We start from the raw sequence: 24,763 nt of genomic DNA on the forward strand, positions 1-24,763 counted from the left end.
TGAATGCCTCTGCACGCTCTAGAGTGAAATTGGGAGAGCACGCATGATTGCCTTGGTCAAACGCCCCGAACCTAGCAAAGCCTTTTCGCTGGCGGCACCCGTGCTGGCGGTTTTAGCAACGATGCTCTTTGGTGGGCTGCTCTTTTCGCTCCTTGGCAAAGACCCCATCGAGGCGATCAAAACGATCTTTTGGGAGCCCGTTTTTGGTGAATTCGCGTTCTTCTACCGCCCCCAGCTTTTGATTAAGGGGGCACCTTTGGTTCTCATCGCGATCGGTCTTAGCCTTGGGTTCAAGGCTGGGATTTGGAACATCGGCGCCGAAGGGCAATACATCATGGGTGCGCTATTTGGCGCGGGTGTTGGCCTTGCGTTTTACCCGCTCGAGAGCGTGTTTATCTTTCCGCTGATGGTGTTGGCGGGTGCGTTTGGCGGATGGATTTGGGCGATGATACCCGCGATCCTCAAGGTGAAATTCGGGACAAATGAAATCCTTGTTTCGCTCATGCTTGTCTATGTCGCAGAGCAATTCCTTGCCTCTATGTCTTTGGGACTGCTTAAAAACCCCGAGGGGTTCGGCTTTCCAGGGTCGCGGAACCTTCAACAATATAGCAGTGCGCATAATGCCGATCTGATTGCAGGGTCGGGTATGCATTGGGGCGTGGTTGTGGCCTTTATCGCCGTCATTTTCGCCTATGTCCTCCTTTCCCGCCACCGATTGGGGTTTGCCATTCGGGTCACAGGCGATGCGCCGCGCGCGGCGGCGTTTTCTGGGGTGAACCCAACGCGGCTGGTTTTGTTTTGCCTCGGCATGTCTGGCCTGCTCGCTGGGCTTGCGGGGGTTTTCGAAGTGTCAGGGCCTGCGGGTCAGGTCACCATTGATTTCAATGTCGGCTATGGCTTCACAGCTATCATCGTGGCCTTCTTGGGGCGTTTGCATCCCGTTGGTATTTTGCTGGCTGGTGCGTTGATGGCGTTGACCTATATCGGCGGGGACATTGCACAATCCAAACTCGGCCTACCTGCCGCCGCCATTCAGGTTTTCCAAGGGATGCTGTTGTTCTTCCTTTTGGCGTTTGACCTGTTCACCAACTTCCGCTTGCGCATTGGCAACAGCGAGGTGTCAGCATGACCCGTTCGCAACCGATGCCAGCCCGTCAGAACGGAGGTCTGTGATGGATCTTTCAGCTATCAATCCGATCCTCTTTATCGCGGGCTTCTTTGTCGCTGCGACCCCGCTGATTTTCGCGGCCATTGGTGAACTCGTGGTCGAAAAGACTGGTGTGCTGAACCTTGGCGTTGAGGGCATGATGATCATGGGGGCGATCTGTGGTTTTGCCACAGCCGTCGAGACTGGCTCCCCTTTGTTGGGTTTTGCAGCCGCGGCTGTTGGCGGCGCTGTGTTGAGTTTGCTATTCGCATTTTTGACCCAAGTTATGCTCGCCAATCAGGTGGCTTCTGGCCTTGCGCTCACGCTATTCGGGCTCGGGTTCTCTGCGCTGCTGGGGCAAAGCTATGTTGGGGTTAAACCGCCGCGCCTTGCTGATGTGAACTTTGGCCCATTGGCTGAAATCCCTGTTATTGGGCCGATTGCCCTTAGCCATGACACCATCGTTTACTTGGGCCTTGCTTTGGTTGTTGCTGTTTGGGCGGTTTTGAAATTCTCGCGTATCGGTTTGGTTTTGCGCGCGGTGGGTGAAAACCATGATGCGGCCCACGCACTGGGATATAAGGTTGTCCGCATTCGCACCATGGCCATCATGTTTGGAGGCGCTTGCGCGGGAGTTGGCGGTGCCTACATCAGCCTGATCCGCGTCCCACAATGGACCGAAGGCATGACTGCTGGCGTTGGCTGGATTGCACTCGCGCTGGTGGTATTTGCCAGCTGGAAGCCGTTTCGCGTGCTGCTGGGTGCATATCTTTTTGGCGGTTTGGTCCAATTGCAGCTGAATCTACAAGGTGCAGGCGTTGCCATTCCTGTCGAATATCTGGCAATGTCGCCCTATGTTATCACCATCGTGGTTCTGGTATTTCTGTCGCGTTCAAAAAGCGCGGCACCAGGATCTCTTGGGCGGATATTCCACGCCTCGTCCTGAGGTAAAACCGCATTCTGCGGATAAAAAACTGGGGAGACTATAAAATGAAACTTACCAAACTGCTGACCAGCGCTGCGCTGGTTATGGGCCTTGCAACAAGCGCCTATGCCGAAGACAAAACCAAAGTCGGTTTTGTGTTTGTTGGCCCCGTTGGTGATGGCGGCTGGACTTACGAGCACAACAAGGGCCGTTTGGCTGTTGAAGAAGAATTCGGCGAAAAAGTTGAAACCGTATTTGTTGAAAGCGTTGCCGAGGGCCCTGACTCTGAGCGTGTTATGACGCAGATGGCGCTGGATGGTGCGGACCTGATCTTTACCACCTCGTTTGGCTACATGGACCCGACGATCAGCGTTGCGGCGAAATTCCCGAATGTGAAATTCGAACACGCAACAGGCTACAAACGTGCCGATAACGTTTCCACCTACTCTGCGCGTTTCTATGAAGGTCGCGCGATTCAGGGCCACATCGCGGGCAAGATGACCAAATCCAACATCATTGGCTATATCGGCTCTTACCCGATCCCTGAAGTTATCCGCGGCATCAACTCGGCGTTCATCCATGCGCGCAAAGTGAACCCAGACGTTCAGTTCAAAATCGTTTGGGCCTACACATGGTTTGATCCAGCTAAAGAAGCAGATGCAGCCAAGGTTCTGATCGAGCAAGGCGCTGACGTTGTTCTTCAGCACACTGACTCCACTGCACCACAGGCCGCTGCGCAGGAAGCTGGCAATGTTGTGACTTTTGGTCAGGCTTCTGACATGGCGCAATACGGCCCGTTCCCACGCGTTTCCTCCATCATTGATGACTGGGCGCCTTACTACATCGCACGCACCAAAGCAGTCATGGACGGCACATGGACCTCCACTGACACTTGGGATGGTATCGGCGCTGGCATGGTTGGCATCGGCGAAATCTCTGACGCGGTTCCTACGGATGTAAAAGAGGAAGCTCTGGCACTGAAAGCCTCTTTGGCAGACGGTTCCTACCACGCCTTCACCGGCCCCTTGAACAAGCAGGACGGCACGCCGTTCCTCGCCGAAGGTGAAACAGCCGACGATGGTACATTGGCTGGCATGAACTTCTATGTTGAAGGTATTGAGGGCGACATTCCGCAATAAGCGGCTATACCTGATAAAGTTGAAGGCTCCGCCATTGGCGGGGCCTTTTTCGTTTGATCCGCCAAAGATTGTCAGCTGATATCGTTTCAGCTGACACAGCATCAAAATTGCCATGCGTTCCACGGCCCCTCTCCGAAAAAGAAAATTGGGAAGATTGCTCTAACCGTTCGGTAAACCTCTCCTGTAAATGTAGACCACGGGAAAATGTCCCGCTGCGTCATAGGCGCTGAGGAGCGCTTTGCAGGCCCATCAAAACACCCTAGTCTATTTGGATGATCACATTACATCACCTCAACAGGTCCCGCTCGCTTAGGATTTTATGGCTCTTGGAAGAGATAGGCGCACCTTACAAAGTTGTGCTGCATGAAAGGGATCCCGAAACCAGTTTGGCACCGGCATCTTTGATGAAAGTGCACCCGCTAGGCAAGTCACCCGTGATCGAAATCGAAGGTGACATCGTCAGCGAAAGCGCCGCAATTACAGAGCTGCTGTGCCATCGCTTTGCCCCACAGATGATCCCAGCTGCGGGCACCACTGCCCATTCCCGCCACCTAGAGGCGATGCATTTCGCCGAAGGTTCGGTGATGACCCCGATCCTGTTGAACCTCTACGTCGGCAAGTTGGGAGACGCAGGTGCGCCACTGCAACCGCGCATTCAGGCTGAGTTGACCAACCACTTCAACTATATGGAACACATGCTGCGCCCATCGGGCCACTTTGTTCTGGATGAATTGTCAGCTGCGGACATCATGCTCAGCTTTCCTGCGCAAATTGCCATGCGCTTGGGCTTGCAAGAAACCTACCCCAAGCTGGCTGCATTTGTGGACGCGATTGAAAAACGTCCCGCCTATATTCGCGCTGTTGAGAAAGGCGGCGTGTAACCCCCCTAGCCCATTGCCAAGCGTTTCTATCGGTGGCACCAAAAGCGGATGAGACAGAACCTGACCAGCCTTGATGGCACACCCGCCAGCCGCCTTGCCTTTGGGACAATGCAATTTGGGGGGCGTGCGGATTTTGCTGCGTCTCAAGCCATGTTCGAGGCCTCACTAGAGGCAGGGATAACCCATTTTGACACCGCGCATCTTTATACAGATGGCGCGTCAGAAACTTTTTTGGGACAACTGATAAAACCCCACCGCGAGGGGCTGATCATCGCGACCAAAGCCGCCTATACAGGCGGTGCTGGTGCTGCAAATATTCGCGCTTCTGCTGAAACCTCTCGCAAACGGATGGGTATCGACGTTATCGATGCCTTGTACCTGCATCGTTTTGATCCAGACACCGATATGCACAAAAGCTTTGAAGAGCTGGCAAAGCTGAAATCCGAAGGGGTTATTCGCGCGGTCGGCATTTCCAATTTCGCGGCTTGGCAGGCGGTCAAAGCGTGCTTTATCGCCGCAAAGTTTGATCTGGAAATCTCGCTCATTCAGCCGATGTATAGCGCCGTCAAACGGCAGGCCGAAGTCGAGATTTTGCCGATGGCCAAAGAAATGGGAATGCTCTGCGCGCCCTACTCCCCCTTAGGGGGCGGCATGTTGACGGGCAAATACGCCAAAGGCGGTGTTGGTCGTTTAACCGAAGATGACCGTTACGCAGCGCGGTACCGTTTCGGCTATATGCATGAGGCCGCCGCAAAGCTGAGTGAGATCGCCGCCCGTGAAGGGGTGCACCCTGCGACATTGGCCGTTGCATGGGCTGCAAGCCATGAAACCAACCCGACCCCGATCGTTTCGGCACGCTCTCCCGCGCAACTGGCACCGTCACTGGCTGCGATGCAGTACACGATGTCGCCAGACCTCTATTCCGAAATCGCGGGACTGGTCCCACCCCCAGCCTCCGCCACTGACCGGGCAGAAGAACAATGAACGATGATATCCTGATCATAGGCGGCGGCATTGCTGGTCTTTCCGCAGCCGCACGCCTGTCTGCTGATGCAAAAGTGACTGTGTTAGAGATGGAAACCGCAACTGGCTATCACGCCTCGGGGCGTTCAGCCGCGTTGATCGAAGAGAACTATGGCGCGCCTTCGGTTCAGGCTCTCAATCGCGCCAGCATGGGGCATTTTAAGGACGGCGGATACCTCTCGCAACGCGGCTTGATGATCATCGCCGAGGCCCATGACGAAGCCGCTTTTCAGGCAGATGCCGATCACATGGGCGTTTGTGCAATAACACCCGATGAGGCAATTGGGCACGTTCCGATATTGGACCCCGCAAAGGTTGCCTTTGCGGGCTATCACGCCGAAGCCTTTGACATTGATACCGACCTTTTGATGCAGGATTTCATTCGCACCATTCGCACGAACGGAGGTGAGATCATCACCGAGGCCACTGTGACCCGCATCCAACAAGATGCGCAGGGGTGGTTGGTTTTTGCGGGTGACGAATACCGCGCCAAAACGCTGGTGAATGCGGCTGGAGCTTGGGCTGACCTCATCGCGGGAATTGCGGGTGTAACCCCCATCGGGATTATACCCCATCGCAGGTCGATGGCCCGCCTTGCAGCCCCTGGCGGCCATGACACCGCCAAATGGCCCATGTTCTTTGGCATTGGCGAAAGCTGGTACGCCAAACCCGACGCTGGTGCATTGCTGGTGTCGCCAGCAGAAGAAACTGCAACCCATCCCCATGATGCCTATGCCGATGATATGACATTGGCCGAGGGGCTAGATCGTTATCAACAGATGGTCACCGAAGAGGTCACCAAACCTTTGGCAACATGGGCAGGGCTGCGTAGTTTTGCACCAGATCGCAGCCTTGTCCTTGGGCGTGATCCCGAAGTGCCCGAATTTGTCTGGTGCGCGGGGCAAGGGGGCTATGGGTTTCAAACCTCACCAGCGGCTTCTGCTTTGCTTGCGGATCTCGTGACGGGACGGCAGCCATCGCTGGATGCAGATGCGGTTGCCGCGCTTCGCCCTGAAAGGTTCCGTACATGAGTAAACTGCCTGCGTCGGCCAGTGTTGCCGCGGATACTGGTGATGGTAAACTGGTCGCGCCGTCGGCCCTGCGCAATGTCACTGCCATTGTCGACCTCTTGCAAAAAGTCGCCCCTGAAACAGGTCGCGCGCTAGAAATCGCCTCGGGAACCGGACAGCATGCGCTTGCCTTTGCCACCGCTTTTCCAACCCTAGATTGGCACCCAACCGAAGCGGCCCCCGATCGCCTGACCAGCATCAATATCTACGTAGAGGAAGCAAACCTATCCAATCTGCATCCTGCGACTGCGCTTGACGCTTCGATCAACGGGTGGGGGCAGGATCAGCCGCCAGCCGATTTGATTTACCTTGGAAACTTGCTGCACCTGATCTCGGCCAAGGACGCCCAGACGGTTCTTTGTGAGGCCGCACAGGCCTTAGCCCCCCAAGGCCGCTTTGTGATCTATGGGCCGTTCAAACGGAATGGGCTGCTAACCTCTGAGGGGGATGTGCGGTTTGATGCCGATCTGCGCGGGAGTGACCCTGATATTGGATACAAGGATGATCAATGGGTTAAACAGGTGCTGACACAGAATGGCTTGCAGGTTAGCCTTGTTCAAGAAATGCCAGCAAACAATCTGGCCATTATTTCCAAACGGGAGCCAACATGAAGCTGCGCACGACCCTATCTGCCCTTTTGATCACTGTTCTTGCCGCCTGTGGCGGCGGCGGAAAGGGCACTGCGATCCCTGTTGGTGAAGCGATTGCCCCGAATTTTCGCGATGCGGACCCTGTCAATTTCAAAGGGCAAAAGCCGTCCCGCTATCCGGTTCACGGGATCGACGCTGCGCGGTTTCAAAAAAGCATCAACTGGGGGCAGGCCCGCCGAAACGGCGTAAATTTCGCCTTTATCAAAGCCACCGAGGGCGGTGACCTTCTTGACCCTGGTTTCAAATCACACTGGCGCGGTGCTGGGCATGCTGGGGTCGCGCGCGGTGCCTACCATTTTTATTACTTCTGCACGGCGCCAGAGGTTCAGGCGCGTTGGTTCATTCGTAACGTTCCGAAAACCAAAGGCATGTTGCCTCCGGTTCTAGACATGGAATGGAACCCGTTTTCGCCAACCTGCGCACATCGCCGCCCCGAAGCCAGCGTTGTGCAAGACGAAATGCGCCGTTGGTTGAAGATCGTCGAGGCCCACTATGGCCAGCGCCCGATCATCTATACCACGCCGCGCTTTTACAAAGAGAACAAGCTGTCCGGCTTTAGGGGTTATGAATACTGGCTGCGCACCACCGCCAAATCTCCCCGTGAGGCCTATCCAGGTCAGGGCTGGCGGTTTTGGCAGTACTCGGCAACGGGTCTGATCGATGGTATTCAGGGTGAAGTAGACCTGAACGCCTTCTCAGGTAGCAAAGCCGAATGGAATGCTTGGATGGCGGCGCGGGCCGCACAATAACCGCGCTGCGCTAGCAACCATAAAAAATCCCCGCAACGTCCAGCGCTGCGGGGATTTTTGTTTAACCATCCACGCGGATGGTTGTGTTTTTCGGATCATATGGGCTGTCCTCGACAATCTCGGCATCCCAGAGCTGGTCAAACATTTTGACCTTCAGCTTTGTGCCAACGACCGCCACCTCTGGCGAAACATAGCCCATGCCGATGGATTTCTCGAAGGCAACAGAATAGCCCCCCGAGGTCAGACGCCCCACGCGCGTATCACCATGGTAGATGACCTCGCGGCCCCATGGGTCTGCATCATCAGGCCCATCGATTAACAGCGTCACACATTTGGCTTTGATGCCGTGCGCTTCCATCGCCTGTTTGCCGTAGAAGTCCTTTTTCAGGTCCACAAAACGCGGCAGGTCGGCCTCTAGCGGGGTTGCATCGCGGCCCAGTTCGGTCCCGAAGGCGCGATAGGATTTCTCCTGACGCAGCCAGTTTTGCGCGCGCGCGCCGACTAGCTTCATACCGTGCTTTTCGCCCGCTTTTTCCAGCAGATCAAACAGATGGTTTTGCATCTCAATCGGGTGGTGCAGTTCCCAACCTAGCTCTCCGGTGTAGGCCACGCGAATGGCGCGCACAGGCACCATGCCCAGTTCAATGTTGCGCATGGTCAGCCACGGGAAGCGTTTGTTGCTCAGCGCCGTGTCTGGGTTTGCGTCTTTGATCACCTCGTTCAGAACATCGCGTGACTTTGGACCAGCGATGGCGAAAACACCCCATTGAGTGGTCACATCATGGCATTCGATATAGCCGAATTCGGGGGCTTTATCTTCAATCGCCTTGCGCAGATAATCGCTGTCATAAGCGGTCCAAGCACCTGCGCTGACAAGGTAATATTCATCCTGCGCAATGCGAACGATGGTATATTCCGTGCGCGTGGTGCCCGCACCGCTCAGCGCGTAGGTCAGGTTGATACGGCCCACGCTGGGCAGTTTGTTACAGGTGAACCAATCCAGAAACGCAGTGGCGCCGGGTCCTTTGACCACATGTTTGGTGAAGGCTGTCGCATCGATCAGGCCCACGCCTTCGCGGATGGATTTTGCTTCCTCCACCGCGTATTGCCACCATGCGCCACGGCGGAAAGAGCGGCTGTCGTGGTCGCTGAACCCTTCTGGCGCAAAGTAGTTCGGCCGTTCCCAACCGTTCACCCAGCCAAATTGCGCGCCGCGTGCGGCTTGGCGGTCATAGGCAGGCGATGTGCGCAGTGGGCGACAGGCAGGGCGTTCTTCATCAGGGTGGTGTGTGATGTAGACGTGCTCATAGGCTTCTTCGTTTTTGCGCGCTGCAAATTCGGTGGTCATCCAGTCGCCATAGCGTTTGGGATCCAGCGATGCCATGTCGATCTCGGCCTCGCCGTTCACCATCATTTGCGCAAGGTAGTAGCCCGTGCCCCCTGCTGCGGTGATCCCGAAAGAGAAACCTTCGGCCAGCCACATGTTGCGCAGGCCCGGTGCAGGGCCGACCAGCGGGTTGCCGTCAGGCGTGTAGCAGATCGGGCCGTTGAAATCATCCTTGAGACCAGACTCGGCGCAGGAGGGCACACGTTCTGTCATAGCCATATATTGTTCGGCGATACGGTCTAGATCCAGCGGGAACAGGTCGGCGCGGAAGCTGTCTGGCACGCCGTATTCAAACCGTGCAGGGGCATCTTTTTCATAAATACCCAAAATCCAGCCGCCGCGTTCTTCGCGGGCGTAGGATTCATTATCGGCATCGCGAATAACGGGGTGCTCTGGGTTGCCCTCGGCGCGCCATTTGACCAGCTCGGGGTCTTGGTCCATCACGATGAATGTATGCTCGACCGGGATTGCTGGCATTTTGATGCCCAGCATCTGTGCCGTGCGCTGCGCGTGGTTGCCCGAAGCCGTCACGACGTGTTCGGCGGTGATGACGATCTGTTCGTCAGAAGGAACAAGGTTGCCGCCCTTTTCGACCATTTTGGTCACGGTGACTTCCCATGCTTCGCCGTTCCAATGGAAGGCGTCGGCCTGCCATTTACGTTCAATCACCACGCCACGTTGGCGCGCGCCTTTGGCCATCGCCATGGTCACGTCAGCGGGGTTAATATAGCCGTCCGTCTGGTGATAGATCGCGCCTTTTAGATCGTCCGTGCGGATCAGCGGCCATTTGGCTTTGATCTCATCCGGTGTCATCCATTCATAAGGCACACCACATGTTTCGGCCGTGGAAGCATAGAGCATATATTCTTCCATACGCTCGTCTGTTTGGGCCATCCGCAGGTTGCCCACAACGGCGAAACCCGCGTTCAGGCCGGTTTCTTCCTCAAGCGTTTTGTAGAACTTGATAGAATAGTCGTGGATGTGGGTCGTCGCGTAAGACATGTTGAAATAGGGCAGCAACCCCGCCGCATGCCACGTCGAGCCAGAGGTCAGCTCGTCCCGTTCGAGCAGGACAACATCATCCCAGCCAGCGCGCGCCAAGTGGTAGGCAATGGATGTCCCTACCGCACCACCGCCGACGACCAATGCTTTGACTTGCGTTTTCATGTCACGATTCCCTTTTACGTAATCTCGCTCTCGTTTTAGCTGCCACATATAAAAAGCGACGCCAAGGCGCGACCGGAAAAGGCGGGAAACCGACCTAACCGATGCAGTTCAATCCCTGAATTCCACTAGGGCCAGCCTAGGAGAGAATTTTACCGGGGTTCAGGATGTCATCTGGATCAAGTGCCTTTTTGATCGCGGCCATGACATCCACCGCGCCGCCCAGCTCTTTCTCAAGATAGGGGCGCTTGCCCTGCCCGATACCATGTTCACCTGTACAGGTGCCGCCCAGCGCGATTGCACGTTCATTGAGCCAGCTCACAAAATTTTCTGCGCGCGCCACCTCATCTGCATCATCCATATCGACAAGGACAGAGGCGTGGAAATTCCCGTCACCCGCGTGACCAACAACAGGCGCAATGAGCCCCAGTTCATCTGCCTTTTCATTGGCCGCAACCACGGCCTCGGCAAGTTTTGAAATCGGCACACAAACGTCTGTTGCAACCGCTTTGGCCCCTTGCCGCAACGCCAGCATGGCCCAGTAGGCATCATGGCGCGCTTGCCATAGCTTTGTGCGCTCTTCAGCTGATGTTGTTGCTTGGTAACCTGTTCCGCCAAAGTCTTCGGCCAAAGCCCCAAAAATTTCGGTTTGCTCGGTTACACCTGCGTCCGTGCCGTGGAACTCTAACAACAGCAAAGGGGTTTCTGGCAGGCTTAGCTTTGAATAGCTGTTGACCGCTTTGACGACCAAAGTGTCGAGCAGTTCGATCCGTGCGACGGGCAGACCATATTGGATCACGGCCATAACTGTTTCACAGGCCGCCTCAACACTGGGAAACGAACAGCTCGCGGCCGAGGTTGCTTCGGGGATACCTTGTAGGCGCAGGGTGACTTCGGTGATGATGCCCAGCGTGCCTTCGGATCCAACCATCAATCGCGTCAGATCATATCCAGCCGAGGATTTTCGGGCGCGGCTGGAGGTGCGAATGATTTCGCCGTTAGCCATAACCGCCTGAACGCTCAGCACGTTGTCTTTCATGGTGCCATAACGCACAGCGTTGGTGCCGGAGGCACGGGTTGCGGTCATGCCGCCGATGCTTGCATCAGCGCCCGGATCAATAGGAAAGAACAACCCCTGATCGCGCAGATAGGTATTCAACGCCATCCGCGTCACACCTGGCTGAACGCGACAGTCCAGATCGCCTGCATTCACCTCCAGCACCTTATCCATTTGGCTAAGATCAATACTGATCCCGCCAGCTGGCGCATTTACGTGCCCCTCTAGGGACGTCCCTGCACCAAAGGGAATGATCGGCACCTGATGTGCAGCGCAGATTTTTACGATGTCAGAAACTTCCTGGGCAGAATGAGCAAAAACAACCCCGTCTGGCGGCTGGTTGATGATCCAAGTCGTGGTATGCGCATGTTGTTCGCGGATCGCAGCACCCGTACTAAAGCGTTCGCCAAATTGCTGCTTTAGAATGCCCAGCGCGGCGCTAATGCCATCTTCATTTCGTTCCAGCGCAGTTGCCTGAACCATGTCTTATTCCCCCAACGCGATGCCTTCACGGCGCGGATCTGCACCGCCTTGCAGGCGTTCTCCTATCTGAATCAAATGCAGCCCCGACGTAAGGGCCCGTTCTTTGGTGTCATACCCAATTTCCCCCAGACCTTCAGCCAGTTTTTCAGCCTCTGTGCCAGCCTCCAGATCATAGGCGCCAAAGCGATTAATCGCGTGGGGAAGAGAGGCCGCCGCCTGCGCGTCAAAGCCCCAATCCAACATCGCGATAATTGCCTGAGCCGTATAGCCGATGATGCGACTGCCTCCGGGTGATCCCGCTGCGATAACCGGTTTGCCATCCTTTAGAACAATCGTCGGCGCCATAGAGGATCGCGGGCGTTTTCCCGGCTCTACCCGATTAGCGATGGGCACGCCGCCCAGCTGACTGCGAAAGGAAAAGTCGGTGAGTTCATTGTTCAAAAGAAACCCTCCAACCATCAGGCGGCTGCCAAAACCATTTTCGATGGTTGTCGTCATCGATGCGACATTTCCCGCCGTATCTACAATCGAGATATGCGATGTTGAGGGCAGTTCGATCGCTTCATCATCAGCCCAATTTAACGCGTGATCAAAGCTGGGGTTTCCTGCAGACACTTCAGGAAGAGCATCATCACCTGATAGTAGTTGGCCGCGCTCGGCCAGATAGCCAGCATCCAACAGGCCCTTCACAGGGACAGGCACATAATCGCTATCCGCCACATAGCGCCCGCGATCCGCAAAGGCGAGGCGCGATGCATCACCGATCAGGCGGCGCACGTTGATATCGTTTGGTCCGGCACTCAGATCATAGGCTTCCAACATGCCCAATGTCTGCCCCACGGCAATTGCGCCTGATGATGGCGGCCCCATGCCGCAAACCTCATGCGCGCGGTATGTTACGCAAACAGGTGCGCGTTCTTTTACGCGATAGATCGCCAAATCGACTTCGGACAAGACACCGGGGTTTCCAGTGGCCCCTTGCACGGTGGCGACGATCTCGGACGCGAGTTCGCCCGAATAGAAGGCGCTGACGCCCTCCTTGCTCATCTGCTTCAATGTTCGGGCATAATCAGGGTTGGTGAGGGTCGCCCCACGGGCAATGGGAACACCATTCGGCAGAAAATAGGCCGCAGTTGTTTTCGAAACCGCCAGCCGTTCCGCATCTGCTGCAACCAGCTGAGCCAAACGGGGGCTCACGGCGAATCCTGCCTCGGCTAGGTTGATCGTTGGTGCCAGTAAGCTGGCCCAATCCTGTGTCCCATAGCGCTGGTGCACCTCTGCCAGCAACGCTGGCGTTCCCGGCGTACCGACAGACCGCCCGCCCACAACCGCGTTGAAAAACCTAAGGGGTTCACCTGCATCATCCAGAAACAACTTGGGCGTCGCCGCGAGAGGTGCCGTTTCACGGCCGTCCAAAGTAGTGAGCTGACCGCTCGCGGCATCATACCACACCAGAAATGCACCGCCGCCCAACCCCGAGCTTTGCGGCTCAACCAGCCCTAACATCACTTGTACGGCAACCAACGCGTCCGCTGCCGTTCCACCTGCCGCCAATACCTCGGCCCCGACCCGAACGGCATGCGGGTTGGCCGCTGCAACCATCCAGTTTTCGGCCTCAACCGGTTTTCCCGCCGCCTTGGCAGCTAGGGATTCCGAAACAGCGGGTGAGAGGCTCTCAAAACGGCCCGAGCTGGCAATTTCCGGTGCGACACTATCCGCAACATCCTGCGCAGCAGCTGCACATGCTATGGTCGCAGCAACGACCCCTATCAAAAAGATGCGCATTGCGTTTCTCCCCCCTTCAATTTTGCCAGTCAGCAGCTAAAGCATTGACGGCACGACCTGATCAGGCGGCCTGTGCCCATCATCAAAGGTCTTGATGTTAATAATCACTTTCTCGCCCATCTCGATCCGCCCTTCGACAGTGGCCGACCCCATATGTGGCAAGAGCACCACGTTATCCAATTCACGCAAACGGGGATTAATTTCTGCGCCCCGCTCGTAAACGTCTAGCGCCGCGCCTTTTATCTCGCCTGCACGCAGCATTCGCGTCAGCGCATTTTCGTCGATCACTTCCCCACGGGAGGTGTTTACGATCACAGCGTCCGGCTTCAAAAGCTTGAGCCGCCTCGCATTCATGAGATGAAAGGTCGAGGGCGTATGAGGGCAGTTGATTGATATCACATCCATCCGCGCCACCATTTGATCCAGACTTTCCCAATAGGTCGCCTTCAACTCTTCTTCGGTTTCACCGCGCAGCCTGCGCCGATTGTGGTAATGGACCTGCATTCCAAATGCGTTGGCACGGCGGGCAACGGCCTGCCCGATGCGCCCCATACCTAAAATCCCCAATCGACGGCCCGAAATACGCCCCCCCAATAACGCTGTAGGTGACCACCCTTCCCATTCGCTGTTCTGCATCTTGGCGATGCCTTCGGGCATGCGCCGCGTCATCGCCAACAGCAGTGCCATGGTCATATCGGCGGTATCTTCGGTCACCACACCGGGGGTGTTTGAAACCATGATCCCTTGTTGGCGTGCTGTTTCGGTATCAATGTGGTCAACACCAGCACCATAGTTCGCTATCAGCTTTAGTCGACCGCTTGCTTGGGAAATCAAAGCGTTATCAATCTGGTCCGTGATCGTGGGCACCAGAACATCACATTCTTTGACCGCCTGCTGCAGTTCCTGACGGGTCATCGCCGTATCAGATTCGCGCAATTTTACGTCGAACAATTCGGCCAATCGCGCCTCAACCACCTCGGGCAACCGTCGCGTGACTACAACACTCAGCCGTTGTTTTGCCATTTTTCAATCTCCGGACTTGGCGCAATGCGCTGCTTGGATGCATGGTGGCCCAAGCAGCGACGAGGCACAAGAACCACGCGCGGCCCGAGCAAGATTAAAAAACTAAAATACAGTGCAGGCAGCACACCATGAACAGAAAAAAATTGCGCAGATTAGGCGCGGGGCTCCTTGGCGCATGTGCGCTGATTTTGACCACCAGCTTTGCCACCCCTGTCCTTGCAGGCGGTGAGGGTGTTGTGGGTAAGGTAACGAAACGCCCTATCCCGCGTTATGTCTCAATGAAGGCATCCGAGGGAAACGTGCGTCGCGGCCCATCGTTAACGCACCGCATTGATTGGGTCTATAAACGCCGCGATATGCCGCTGCGGATCACGGCCGAGCACGGCCATTGGCGCCGTGTCGAAGACCGCGACGGCATCGGGGGCTGGGTTCACTATTCGCTTTTATCCGGCACGCGCACCGTTTTGGTCGAAAAAGACATGCTAACCCTTCACGCCCGCCCCGATCCAGCAGCACCCGTCATGGCCGCGCTAGAACTGGGTGTTGTGGCCCGTGTCAGCGAATGCGGAGGCGAGTGGTGCCTGCTGCGCTCAGGCGGTTTCAAAGGCTGGGCACCAAAAGCGCGCCTGTGGGGTGTTCGCAGCCAAGAAGTGTTTGATTGATTGCACCTCACTGACCTTTGGATCATGCTAGGGCTTCCCTATCAATTCCAAAGGACCGCCCGAAATGAAATCCATCTGTTATGACCGTTTCGGCAAAGCGGCCGAAGTCCTTAACCTAAAGGAATTTGACACACCCGCGCCAGCGCAGGGCGAAGTAACGGTGCGGCTTGCCTTTTCGGGTGTAAACCCCTCGGATATCAAAGCCCGCGCTGGATCGCGACCAGGTGTGTTAAAGCCCGCCTTTCCTCAAGTTATCCCGCATAGCGATGGCTCTGGTATTATCGAAGCCGTTGGTGAAGGGGTTTCCAGCGATCGTATCGGTCAACGCGTTTGGTTGTGGAACGGGCAATGGATGCGCGCATTTGGGACGGCTTCCAGCCATATCACCCTTCCCGCGGAACAGGCTGTTGCGATGCCAGACTATGTGGCGCTTGAAACAGGCGCCATTTTGGGCATCCCAGGCTTAACAGCGGCCGAAGCTGTGTTTGGCGCTGGTGATGTCACGGGCCAAACCTTGCTGGTGTCTGGCGGCGGTGGAACGGTTGGGTACCTCGCGGTTCAGCTTGCTGTTTGGGGGGGCGCAAAAGTGATCGCTACCTGCAGTGACAGAGATATAGAACGGGTTAAGGCCGCAGGTGCGCATACTGTGCTCGACTATCGCTCAAACAGCTTGGCAGAGGAAATATTGGCAGCGAACGGCGGCGAACCTGTTGACCGCATTCTAGAGGTCGAGTTTGGCGTAAACGTGCAGATGAACGCCGACGTGATCAAAGTGAACGGTACAATCGCCGCTTATGGATCCCAGATTGAAATGGCTCCGACCCTGCCCTTTGGCCCGCTTTTGTTTAAAGCCGCAACAATCGATATTATTTTGATCTACCTGCTGCCCTTGGCTGAGCGCCAAGAACGGATAGAGCGGCTACACAAGGCCCTGAAAGACGGCGCGCTTACCTGCCCTGTCGCGACGATCTATCCGCTGGAGGAATGCGCCAAGGCCCATGATGCCGTTCTGGCAGGTGCGCGCACTGGAGCCATTCTGGTGGACTGTAGCTAACTGAAGGTTTGCAAAAGCCTGTTCTCGCACATAGTCTTTGCGGATATTGTTAGACATTTTTTGCAGAGAATTATCATGCGCCTCATTGCTTTATTGCTGTGTTTGGCTTTGCCAATTGCAGTTGTTGCCCAAACTTCTGACCAACCTTCGGGCACCATCACCATCGAAGACAACGCGGCCCAAGACGCCGCCATCGCCAATCGCATCCGCGATATACTGGCCGAACTAGACGGGTTTGATGATGTCACCGTCACCGTGAGTTCGGGCATCGTAACCCTGCGCGGCAGCACGTTGGACACCCCCAGCGCGCAGCGGTTGAATGATCTGGTCGGTCGGGTCCAAGGTGTCGTTGCTATTGAAAACGATGTGACGGAAACCACCGATGTCGTTCAACGGCTGAACCCAGCGGTGGAACGGTTTAAGGCCCGTGGCCAGCAGCTGATCGCGTTTCTGCCGCTGGCGGGAATTGCTATTTCGTTGTTTGTGGTCATCGTATGGCTCGGCTTTGCCATAGCGCGACGGAAACAGCCGTGGAACCGTTTGGCACCCAATGCGTTCATCGCTGATATTTATCGCCAAGTCCTGCGCCTTGGCTTTGTGATCGGTGGATTGGTTGTTGCCCTTGATGTGGTCAATGCAACCGCTTTACTATCGGGCATTCTGGGCGCAGCAGGCATCGTGGGCCTCGCCATTGGTTTTGCGGTTCGCGATACCGTCGAAAACTTTATCGCCTCAATCATGCTCTCGATCCGCCAACCTTTTCGGCCCAATGATACGGTCGAGATCGAAGGCGACACAGGCAAGGTCATCCGCCTGACCTCGCGCGCGACCATCCTTCTTAGCTTTGACGGGAATCACATCCGCATTCCGAATTCGACAGTATTCAAAAGCAGGATCGTCAACTTTTCCCGCAACGAAGAACGCCGCTTTACCTTTCAACTCAGCCTCGCACCCGAAGCCGACCTTGCCCATGGCCAAGCGCTGGCGCGCGCAACGCTAGAGGGGCTTCCTTTTGTGCTTAAAACGCCGAAATCCTCGGTCTGGATAGAATCAGTTGGCGATAGTTGGGTCACCATGGGCATCGCGGCATGGATCAACCAGAATGACACAAGCATCGTTCTGGCCCGCTCAGAGGCCATCCGATTGGTACAGGCTACGTTCGACACAGCGGGCATCGCGGCCCCTGCTCCGACCTACCGGCTTTTGCATGCCGGAGGAAACGAAACACATCAAGTAGATGATATTAAAGAGAAAATTGAATACGAAGGTCCTGACATCCCTCCACCTCCCCCACAAGATGTGGATGCGCTGGAGGATAAGCAACTCGAAGAAATCGTCGCCTTGGAACGTGCAGAAGAGCATAGCGATCTGCTTCGCGAGAATGCCGATCAGGAATAACTGCAAAATTCGGTGCATTTCTAGCAGATAACCACTTGCGCCCCGCGCATTACGGCCCTATCTAACAGCCCACGTTGGGATGTAGCCAAGTGGTAAGGCAACTGTTTTTGGTACAGTGTACCGTAGGTTCGAATCCTACCATCCCAGCCACTTTTCTTATAATTTGCCGCCCCGTGTGAATCGCACCTTATGTCAGGTCAGAACGCGACTTTGGGAATTTGCATCAGCGGCTTTCTTGATCAGCCCAACCTGCGAATGTTCGTTCCAGCAAGATCACTGCATAATACAGAAAAATCCCAAGCACTGCCAAAGCGATCAGAACCGCGAACATCAACGGGTAATCTCCGTTTGTCTCGCCCGATTTGAACAACGCACCCAGACCGCGCCCATGCGGGCTTACGATCTCAACAAGGTTAGTTCCGATAAAGGCCAAGGTGGCAGACACCTTAAGTGCGCCAAAAAACTCAGGTAAAGTCTTGGGGAGAGCAATTTTTCGAAAAATCGTAAACCGAGATGCGCCTAATGCGCGAAGAATATCACGGTATTCCGGCTCCAAAGTGGACAGACCGATGCCAACGGAAACCGCGATCGGAAAGAACGAGATCATAAAGGCCATGATGATTGTGTTGAAATCGTGCTGACCAATAAAGATGAGAGAAATGACAGGAACCAAAGTTGCTTTTGGGATCGCGTTGAACCCGACCAAAAGCGGGTAAAGTGCGTCGCGCGCAAGTTTTGAAAACCCGATTATCATGCCAATCAATGTGCCAACAACAACAGCCAACAGCAGCCCGACGACCGTACGCCACAGCGTCTGCCAGCCCATGACCACGAACAATTCTTTGTATTTCCAAAACGCTGGGGGGAGGTCGGACGGCGATGCCATTTTGTAATTTGGCCAACCATTAGCCCAGACCAACAGCTCCCAAAGACCTAGAAAGATCAGGATAGCGAGAACGGGTGTGGCAATCTTTTGCAGCATTAGACGCCACCTTCTTCGGCGCGGCCTTGGGCGATCTTGATTTGGTCGCGCAGGATGTGCAGCATATCGGCCGCAGCAGGCGTGAACAGCACGTCGAGCGTGCGATCCGCTGGCAAGTCGACATCCATAACGTATTGCGTGCGCGCGGGGCGGCCTGACAGCACGATCACTTGATCGCCCAGAAAGACACTCTCGCGCAGATCGTGGGTGATGAGAACGGCCGTAAACGGCTCGGCGGCACGTAGGTCGCGCATGGTTTGCCACAGGTCTTCACGGGTAAAGGCATCCAGCGCACCGAAGGGCTCATCCAGGATCAGAACCTCGGGCTTGTGCACAATCGAGCGACACAGAGAGGCCCGTTGGCGCATACCACCGGATAACTCAGAGGGACGCTTGTTTTCAAATCCTGCCAGCCCCACCATTTCAAGCAGCTCCATGGCGCGGTCTATCCGGTCTTTGGTGGCCATCTTTGGGGCAACGATTTCCAGTGGCAGGATGACATTATCCAGAATGCTGCGCCATTCCAGCAGCACGGGGTTCTGGAAGGCCATGCCGACCGTTTTACGCGGGGCTGTCACGCGTTCGCCGTGCAGCCAGACCTCTCCTTCGTCAGGTTTCATGAGGCCAGCGACCAATTTGGTCAGCGTGGATTTACCACAGCCAGAAGGCCCGACGACAGCGGCAAAGGTGCCAGCAGGCACAGCCACATTAAGGCCGTCAAGCACAGGCAAAGGCCCACTTGCCGTCTGGTAAGCGTGCCGCGCATTTTTTATTTCAATGAGATTTTCGATGAGAATACCTTTGGGTACGGGGCCACCAATGCGGCGACCCCGCTGGTTTTTATTGTAACGTCAAACTGCCATCGGTCGGCAGATAGCTTGGGTCAAAATACAGCGCTGGGTCTGGCTCGTTGACGAACTCATAAACCGATTTGGTTTGTTCGATCGCGCTGGCCATACGGTCAGCGTCGATGCCGCCCATGCCCTTTTCGATTACGTATTCCGTCAAGACGTTTGCATCGATGGCCATTTGAAGACGCTCGGTTTCAAGCGCGGCGTCAGCTGCTGGGTTACGGCCCATCAACGCCTTGATCGCCGCGTCAGGTGCCGCAATCGCATCTTTCCACCCCATCGCAACCGCCCCAAGAAACGATGTAACTGCCTGTGGGTTCGCCTCTGCAAAATCGGTATTCACGATGATCGCGTTGCCATAAAGATCGACGCCATAATCGGCCATCAACAGCACTGAAATATCATCTTCCTCAATGCCCAAACGTTTGAGGTTTAGGGTCGAAGAGAAAGAGAAACCTGTGATTGCGGCGACGTTGCCTTCGGCCAACATGGGCTCTCGCGTCGGAAAGCCAACAGGCTCGACTGTGATCTTCTCGACATCAATACCGGTTTCAGCGGCAAAGATCGGGAACTGCGCCCAAGCACCGTCAGGGGGAGGCGCGCCCAGTACTTTACCTTCGAGGTCTGATGGTTCGCTCACACCCAAAGACGGGCGACCAACGACAGCAAAAGGCGGTTTATCATAAACCATCATGACAGCGGTGACAGGTGCGTCAGGGTTTTGATCAAGGAAACGCATCAAGGAATTGATATCGGCAAAGCCAATCGGAAACGCGCCAGTTGCCACCTTTGGAATAGCGTCCAATGAACCGGCACCTTCGCTAATTGTCACTGTCAGGTCGGCATCAGCGAAGTAGCCCGCATCCAATGCATGAAAATAAGGCGCTGAAGGTCCTTCAAATTTCCAATCAAGCGCAAACGGCATTTTTGTCTCAGCCGCTGCGGGGCTGGCGAGTGCGACGGCAAAAGCCGCAATCATTGCTTTATCAAATCTCATCATTTGTCCTTATAATTCGATATATTGGCTTCATGAACAACCTGTACAAAGGCGTTGGCCAGTTCCAAATAAGGCTACCCTCAAAAGAGAAAGACGAGCAAGAAAACACTCTCGCTGAGTATTTTTTGTGCATAAGTCTAATTTTTAGACGATTCCCAAAACCTCCTCCTAAACGTTGGCAAAGCTCAGCTCAGCCTACCCTTCTGGGCGAAAAAGCTGGCACATCCTTTTTGCTGCCCTTTACTGCAAGCGTGAAAACATGGGGCCAGCTATTGGATGCCAAGACGGGGCCGCTAACCTCACAAGGCAACCAATCCTATGGTTAGTGCGGCTTTGCTCTCCAGGCCTCAAAGGTTGGACGTAACTGCGCCCCATCAAGAAGGATACTTGGTTTATGAGAAGCCCCTTTGGGGCGGATCAGTTTGTGCTCGGGGATCGCCCATTTTAGCCAGTTCTGCGGATGATTTGGATCCAGTTTGCCTTGGGCTGTAAGCGGCCCGAAATGATAATTGGTTTGGAACGAACGACTGCGGAACCCGATCCCGTTTGCGCGCTGCGATATGATCTCGAACGCTTCAAACATCATGCGGTCGTGCTTACCGAAATCTGCCTCAGGCTTTCTGTCGATCCAATAATCCTGATAACCACTGGCACAAAAGCTGTGCAGGATTTCCAATGCCGATGCCCAATCACAAAGCGGATGCCGCGCGATGGCCAGCATGAAGGGCGCGGAATAGATGTCTTGTCCATGTGACACCTCATGTAAATCGTCGGCTGAAAAACCCGCGAACGCCGCTTCGATCTTTTCGATCGGATCACTGTCCCGAACGATCGGCTCGGCGTTTTTCCACTGGGCGTGCAGCAGCTGTTCGTCTGTGGGTTTTGTGTAGGAAAAGGGAAGGTCGGGCCAGCGGTCCAGTGCCCCTGCGAGGCGCGGGAAATCGCGAAGCACCCGCGCCTTATTGAATGCCAGCTGGGCGTCCTTGACTTGGCTCGACGACGGGGGATGCCTTTCCCAGATATCCAGAAAAAAATCTTCAAACTCCGCCTCGGGCAGCACATGCGCAGCCCAGCCATATAAGCATTTGGTCAAATAGGTTGGAGATTTCAGATCCTTGGTCGTGACATCGGGCTTGACCAACCTCGACGCGCGCGTTGCCTCAGCCTTTGCTTTTGCAAGAACCTTGCGAGCGGCAGCCAGTTCAGGAGATGCTTGCGGCTCACTTGACGTGTCCTGCGGCTCGCGTTCGGGCAAACCGGCGGCGACGCGCAAGCTCGAGACTTTTTCTTGTAACGGATGTAATGCCTGGATAGCGCGGTCATATTCTGGATGGCGACTGCCGTTGTATAGCTCCTCCATCATCTCGCGAACGAAGGCGTGATATGACCTTGCGATCGGGTCAGCGTTGTCCATCCCACCCGCGTTGAAATATGCCTCCCATGCTGCGGATGCACGCGCGTGCACTGCGTCAAGACGGGCGCACCGCGCCTTGAATTCCGCGAATTTGCGTTCTTTTGACTGGCTCACCTGTTCGCCAGTCAAAAGGCGCTTGGCCGCCCAGATCACGTTATCAACCATCATCTACCCTTTCTGCTGGACGCAATGATCCCCCGTGAAAGCGGCTGTTATAGGGCTGGAATTTGATCCAAATTAGATATCTGGCATGACGCTGCCCCTCTAAACCGCCTCCAGTTTTTTGGAGAGGAAGCCCAATGCATGTCGACGGCATCTGATCAGCTCTACGACGTTCGATAAATGCCAATTGGAGCTTTGGCATTCAACCAAACGTCCTTTTGACGGGATGAAAAACGATTAAGCAGGCTTTGGCTCAACGCGTTATGTCAGCAATGGATATTCATGTACCGGCGCCCGAATGTCGCTCAGCCAACTGCGAACCATCTTCTTGTTTTCCGAAATGCTGCGGGCTGTTGGCCCATAAACTGAAATAACATCTTCACATCGAACAGCCGTCCTGAGCCGAGGAAAACTACTCATCAATTCTTCTCGGGCGGCCCGCCCCAATGTCTCTAGCGCCCTCGGCCCAGGGTAAAAGCTTTCGCTCGGTATTCCCTCGGCAAAGATGATTTGATGGGCTTCGAACATGAGGTGAATATAGGTCACCTGCCGTTTACCCCGCGCGATCCGGACGTGTGGGATTGCATCTAGTAGATGCGCTGCGCGTCCAAGATTATCCTGCCCCAAAAGCATGCCGTGTTGGCGCGACACAAGCAGATTTCGGTTGGCGCCCATAGCGCCCTTTTTTATGAGCACCGGAAACAGGTTTTCATTCTGCAAAAGCTCTGGCTGCGTTACATGCCGGTGTCCGATCCACACCACCCGCTGAGGGCCATTGTCCATAGTAATGACCAGATCACCAACCCTAATATCGTCGATCAGGACTTCCCCCCGCGGGGTGCAAATGGCGGTACCAGAAGTAAAGCAAACAACACCAGTGTTCTCGAAAGTGAAGCTGGAACTATCGGCAGAAGCGCCGATAAACGTAAGGCCCTCGCCCAGCCCGAACTGATCGTTGTTACTATAATCAACGGCATCGGGGCCGGTTGTATTGGATTGGTTAAGGACGCCATCATCCGCCTGATCCGCATGCAGCTCAAAGATACTATCGTAGAACCCTGACAGATCAATAGAGTCATTATTGGTGGAATCCCCGTCATCCAACGTGCCAGAGTTTCCTGTGTTGAAATCGGCGATCGTATCACTGCCGTCCCCGACCTCATATTCAAAGACATCGTTACCGCTGCCCCCTACGAGGAGATCATTGCCTGTTCCCCCTGCGATGACATCGTCACCAGTGCCGCCATCAACAGTATCATCGCCGCTATCGCCACCAATATTGTCATTGCCAGAACCACCAAAAAGGGAATCATCGCCGGTGCCCCCTCCCATATTGTCATTGCCCGCGCCACCATCGAGTGTGTCATTCCCTGCATCCCCCCCAATGCCGTCGTTGCCGTCGCCACCAAAAAGCAGGTCGTTGCCGTCGCCGCCACCAAACCCATCATTTCCATCGCCTGCATAGATCGTGTCATTGCCCGCATCGCCGCCGATGCCATCGTCACCCGCGCCACCAAAGATCAGATCATCGCCACCACCACCACCGATCCCGTCATCGCCACCATCACCATAGATCAGGTCATTGCCGTCGCCGCCCCCGATGCCATCATTGCCATCACCACCAGACAATGTGTCATCGCCATTACCGCCGCCGATCCCGTTTGAACCAGCATCCCCCACCGTGATGACATCACCGGCAGTGCCCGAAGCGACCGTTTCTCCATTCGGTAGAATGAACTGCTCGATCTGGGAAAAGTTGGCAAAGCCGCCGCTGTTGCTGATGATGCCCTGATCGACACCCGTGAATGACACGGTCACCTGACCGGTCAACGCACTTAGATCGATTGTGTCGATATCGGTACCGCCTTCGCCACCGATGATCGTGTCGTTTCCAAAGTTGTCTTCAAGGATGAACCTGTCTGCATCGTCCCCCCCATCCAGAGAGTCGGCACCAACACCGCCAAGGATCACATCATCCCCAGAACCACCCGAGATCGTGTCCTGACCATCACCGCCCGAAATGACATCCGCGTCATTCCCCCCGTCGATGGCATCGTCCCCGCCGCCAGCCGAAATCGTATCCGCACCGTCTCCGCCAAATACAGTGTCATCACCGCCATAGGCATTCATCTGGGTGCCATCAGCATCGGTATAGCTTTCGCCAATGTCGTCATCACCAGAGGTTCCTTCGACGGTCCCGTCTAGGAAGGCGTCTTCGACCAAATCATCCCGCAAACCCGCTGCGGTATCGATGCCAACAGAAGTAATTTGAATCGATTCAATCGGCTTAGCGCCCAGCGGAGCATTGTCGGCGTTACCGCTATTCCAAGACGTCAGGAATGTGCGGCCTGTCACATCTTGAACAATCACTAAATGGGCTGGGGCCGTGGTACCGTCACTATAGGTCAAAGTGGCGTAATAGCTTTGGGCAGAATCTAAAACCGCGGCTACGCCCTGATACTCAAGGTTCTCACCAGTTGTACCGCTGTCATTTGCCCAAACAACACCATCGTTATCTGCATCTTCAAGGTTTAGGCTTTGGATATTCTCATGCAGTGGGGTACCAGAGCCACCAAAGGTTTGGCCGACCAGCGCGCCTGCGTTTTCCGATAGGTAATTGCTGTCATCGGTATCCAGATCCGTCAGGACCCCGAGAAAAAATGCTTCGATTGTCTGGACTGCCATATTCCCTCCGCGAGCAATTGCAACTCTACGCTGTCATCAACGTGAAAAGTTGCTGATCGAGGAAGTAACCACTTC

The 24,763-nt window shown here is 55.3% G+C and carries 21 protein-coding genes and 1 tRNA gene; 13 read left to right on the forward strand and 9 right to left on the reverse strand.

What is annotated here, in order from left to right; translation table 11 throughout:
- Positions 1-43 precede the first annotated feature (43 nt).
- The 8 genes from Z948_RS0105700 (at position 44) to Z948_RS0105735 (ending at position 7,584) form a co-directional block, all read left to right on the forward strand.
- Entirely contained in the window at positions 44-1,129 is a 1,086-nt protein-coding gene (locus tag Z948_RS0105700; RefSeq protein WP_025058607.1) for an ABC transporter permease, read from the forward strand.
- 43 nt (positions 1,130-1,172) lie between these two features.
- Positions 1,173-2,093, forward strand: coding sequence for an ABC transporter permease (locus Z948_RS0105705; protein WP_025058608.1), 921 nt, complete (start codon positions 1,173-1,175; stop codon positions 2,091-2,093).
- A 44-nt stretch (positions 2,094-2,137) separates the two neighbouring features.
- Entirely contained in the window at positions 2,138-3,211 is a 1,074-nt protein-coding gene (locus tag Z948_RS0105710) for a BMP family ABC transporter substrate-binding protein (RefSeq protein ID WP_025058609.1), read from the forward strand.
- 272 nt (positions 3,212-3,483) lie between these two features.
- Positions 3,484-4,092, forward strand: a complete 609-nt coding sequence (locus Z948_RS0105715; protein ID WP_025058610.1) for a glutathione S-transferase family protein — start codon at positions 3,484-3,486, stop codon at positions 4,090-4,092.
- 48 nt (positions 4,093-4,140) lie between these two features.
- The gene (locus Z948_RS0105720) at positions 4,141-5,076 is read left to right on the forward strand and encodes an aldo/keto reductase (RefSeq protein ID WP_025058611.1); all 936 of its coding nucleotides are present in this window, start codon (positions 4,141-4,143) and stop codon (positions 5,074-5,076) included.
- Positions 5,073-6,146 carry an NAD(P)/FAD-dependent oxidoreductase gene (locus Z948_RS0105725; protein WP_025058612.1) on the forward strand — a complete coding sequence of 358 codons (1,074 nt, stop codon included), beginning with the start codon at positions 5,073-5,075 and terminating at the stop codon, positions 6,144-6,146. Before Z948_RS0105720 ends, Z948_RS0105725 begins: the two co-directional genes overlap by 4 nt.
- On the forward strand, positions 6,143-6,796 hold the full coding sequence (locus Z948_RS0105730) for a DUF938 domain-containing protein (RefSeq protein WP_025058613.1): 654 nt from the start codon (positions 6,143-6,145) through the stop codon (positions 6,794-6,796). The genes Z948_RS0105725 and Z948_RS0105730 overlap by 4 nt, the downstream gene beginning before the upstream one ends.
- A complete protein-coding gene (locus Z948_RS0105735) occupies positions 6,793-7,584 on the forward strand; it encodes a glycoside hydrolase family 25 protein (RefSeq protein WP_025058614.1) in 792 nt (263 codons plus the stop codon). Before Z948_RS0105730 ends, Z948_RS0105735 begins: the two co-directional genes overlap by 4 nt.
- Positions 7,585-7,645: 61 nt before the next feature.
- Here Z948_RS0105735 and Z948_RS0105740 read toward each other — a convergent pair whose 3' ends face one another.
- The 4 genes from Z948_RS0105740 to Z948_RS0105755 form a co-directional block, all read right to left on the reverse strand.
- Positions 7,646-10,138, reverse strand: a complete 2,493-nt coding sequence (locus tag Z948_RS0105740) for a GcvT family protein (protein WP_025058615.1) — start codon at positions 10,136-10,138, stop codon at positions 7,646-7,648.
- Between the two features lie 136 nt (positions 10,139-10,274).
- Positions 10,275-11,675, reverse strand: a complete 1,401-nt coding sequence (locus Z948_RS0105745; RefSeq protein ID WP_025058616.1) for an FAD-binding oxidoreductase — start codon at positions 11,673-11,675, stop codon at positions 10,275-10,277.
- 3 nt (positions 11,676-11,678) lie between these two features.
- Entirely contained in the window at positions 11,679-13,460 is a 1,782-nt protein-coding gene (gene ggt / locus Z948_RS0105750; RefSeq protein WP_025058617.1) for a gamma-glutamyltransferase, read from the reverse strand.
- A 36-nt stretch (positions 13,461-13,496) separates the two neighbouring features.
- Complete coding sequence (locus tag Z948_RS0105755) at positions 13,497-14,483, reverse strand: 2-hydroxyacid dehydrogenase (protein WP_025058618.1); 987 nt, start codon at positions 14,481-14,483, stop codon at positions 13,497-13,499.
- A gap of 128 nt (positions 14,484-14,611) precedes the next feature.
- Between Z948_RS0105755 and Z948_RS0105760 the strand changes: the two genes are divergently transcribed.
- The 4 genes from Z948_RS0105760 (at position 14,612) to Z948_RS0105775 (ending at position 17,747) form a co-directional block, all read left to right on the forward strand.
- Entirely contained in the window at positions 14,612-15,145 is a 534-nt protein-coding gene (locus Z948_RS0105760; RefSeq protein WP_025058619.1) for an SH3 domain-containing protein, read from the forward strand.
- Positions 15,146-15,209: 64 nt separating this feature from the next.
- Positions 15,210-16,199, forward strand: a complete 990-nt coding sequence (locus tag Z948_RS0105765) for an NADPH:quinone reductase (RefSeq protein ID WP_025058620.1) — start codon at positions 15,210-15,212, stop codon at positions 16,197-16,199.
- A gap of 75 nt (positions 16,200-16,274) precedes the next feature.
- Positions 16,275-17,597: a mechanosensitive ion channel domain-containing protein gene (locus Z948_RS0105770; protein WP_025058621.1), complete on the forward strand. Its 1,323-nt coding sequence runs from the start codon at positions 16,275-16,277 to the stop codon at positions 17,595-17,597.
- A gap of 75 nt (positions 17,598-17,672) precedes the next feature.
- Positions 17,673-17,747, forward strand: a tRNA-Gln gene (locus Z948_RS0105775).
- A 73-nt stretch (positions 17,748-17,820) separates the two neighbouring features.
- Here the strand turns inward: Z948_RS0105775 and Z948_RS0105780 are convergent.
- The 3 genes from Z948_RS0105780 to Z948_RS0105790 are packed head-to-tail and all read right to left on the reverse strand — an operon-like array spanning position 17,821 to position 20,427.
- Positions 17,821-18,579, reverse strand: a complete 759-nt coding sequence (locus tag Z948_RS0105780; protein WP_025058622.1) for an ABC transporter permease — start codon at positions 18,577-18,579, stop codon at positions 17,821-17,823.
- A complete protein-coding gene (locus Z948_RS0105785; RefSeq protein WP_025058623.1) occupies positions 18,579-19,370 on the reverse strand; it encodes an ABC transporter ATP-binding protein in 792 nt (263 codons plus the stop codon). Before Z948_RS0105785 ends, Z948_RS0105780 begins: the two co-directional genes overlap by 1 nt.
- Before the next feature lie 49 nt (positions 19,371-19,419).
- Entirely contained in the window at positions 19,420-20,427 is a 1,008-nt protein-coding gene (locus Z948_RS0105790; protein ID WP_162171772.1) for an ABC transporter substrate-binding protein, read from the reverse strand.
- A 32-nt stretch (positions 20,428-20,459) separates the two neighbouring features.
- Here Z948_RS0105790 and Z948_RS19025 point away from each other — a divergent pair, with 32 nt between their 5' ends.
- Positions 20,460-20,753: a hypothetical protein gene (locus Z948_RS19025; protein ID WP_025058625.1), complete on the forward strand. Its 294-nt coding sequence runs from the start codon at positions 20,460-20,462 to the stop codon at positions 20,751-20,753.
- On the opposite strand, the gene Z948_RS0105800 is transcribed toward Z948_RS19025, so the two are convergent.
- Both Z948_RS0105800 and Z948_RS17850 read right to left on the reverse strand, forming a co-directional pair.
- The gene (locus tag Z948_RS0105800; protein ID WP_156026494.1) at positions 20,750-21,994 is read right to left on the reverse strand and encodes a hypothetical protein; all 1,245 of its coding nucleotides are present in this window, start codon (positions 21,992-21,994) and stop codon (positions 20,750-20,752) included. The genes Z948_RS19025 and Z948_RS0105800 overlap by 4 nt on opposite strands.
- Positions 21,995-22,264: 270 nt before the next feature.
- A complete protein-coding gene (locus Z948_RS17850) occupies positions 22,265-24,688 on the reverse strand; it encodes a Hint domain-containing protein (protein ID WP_025058627.1) in 2,424 nt (807 codons plus the stop codon).
- Positions 24,689-24,763 lie beyond the last annotated feature (75 nt).

The sequence above is a fragment of the Sulfitobacter donghicola DSW-25 = KCTC 12864 = JCM 14565 genome, from assembly GCF_000622405.1.
GTDB lineage: Bacteria > Pseudomonadota > Alphaproteobacteria > Rhodobacterales > Rhodobacteraceae > Sulfitobacter > Sulfitobacter donghicola.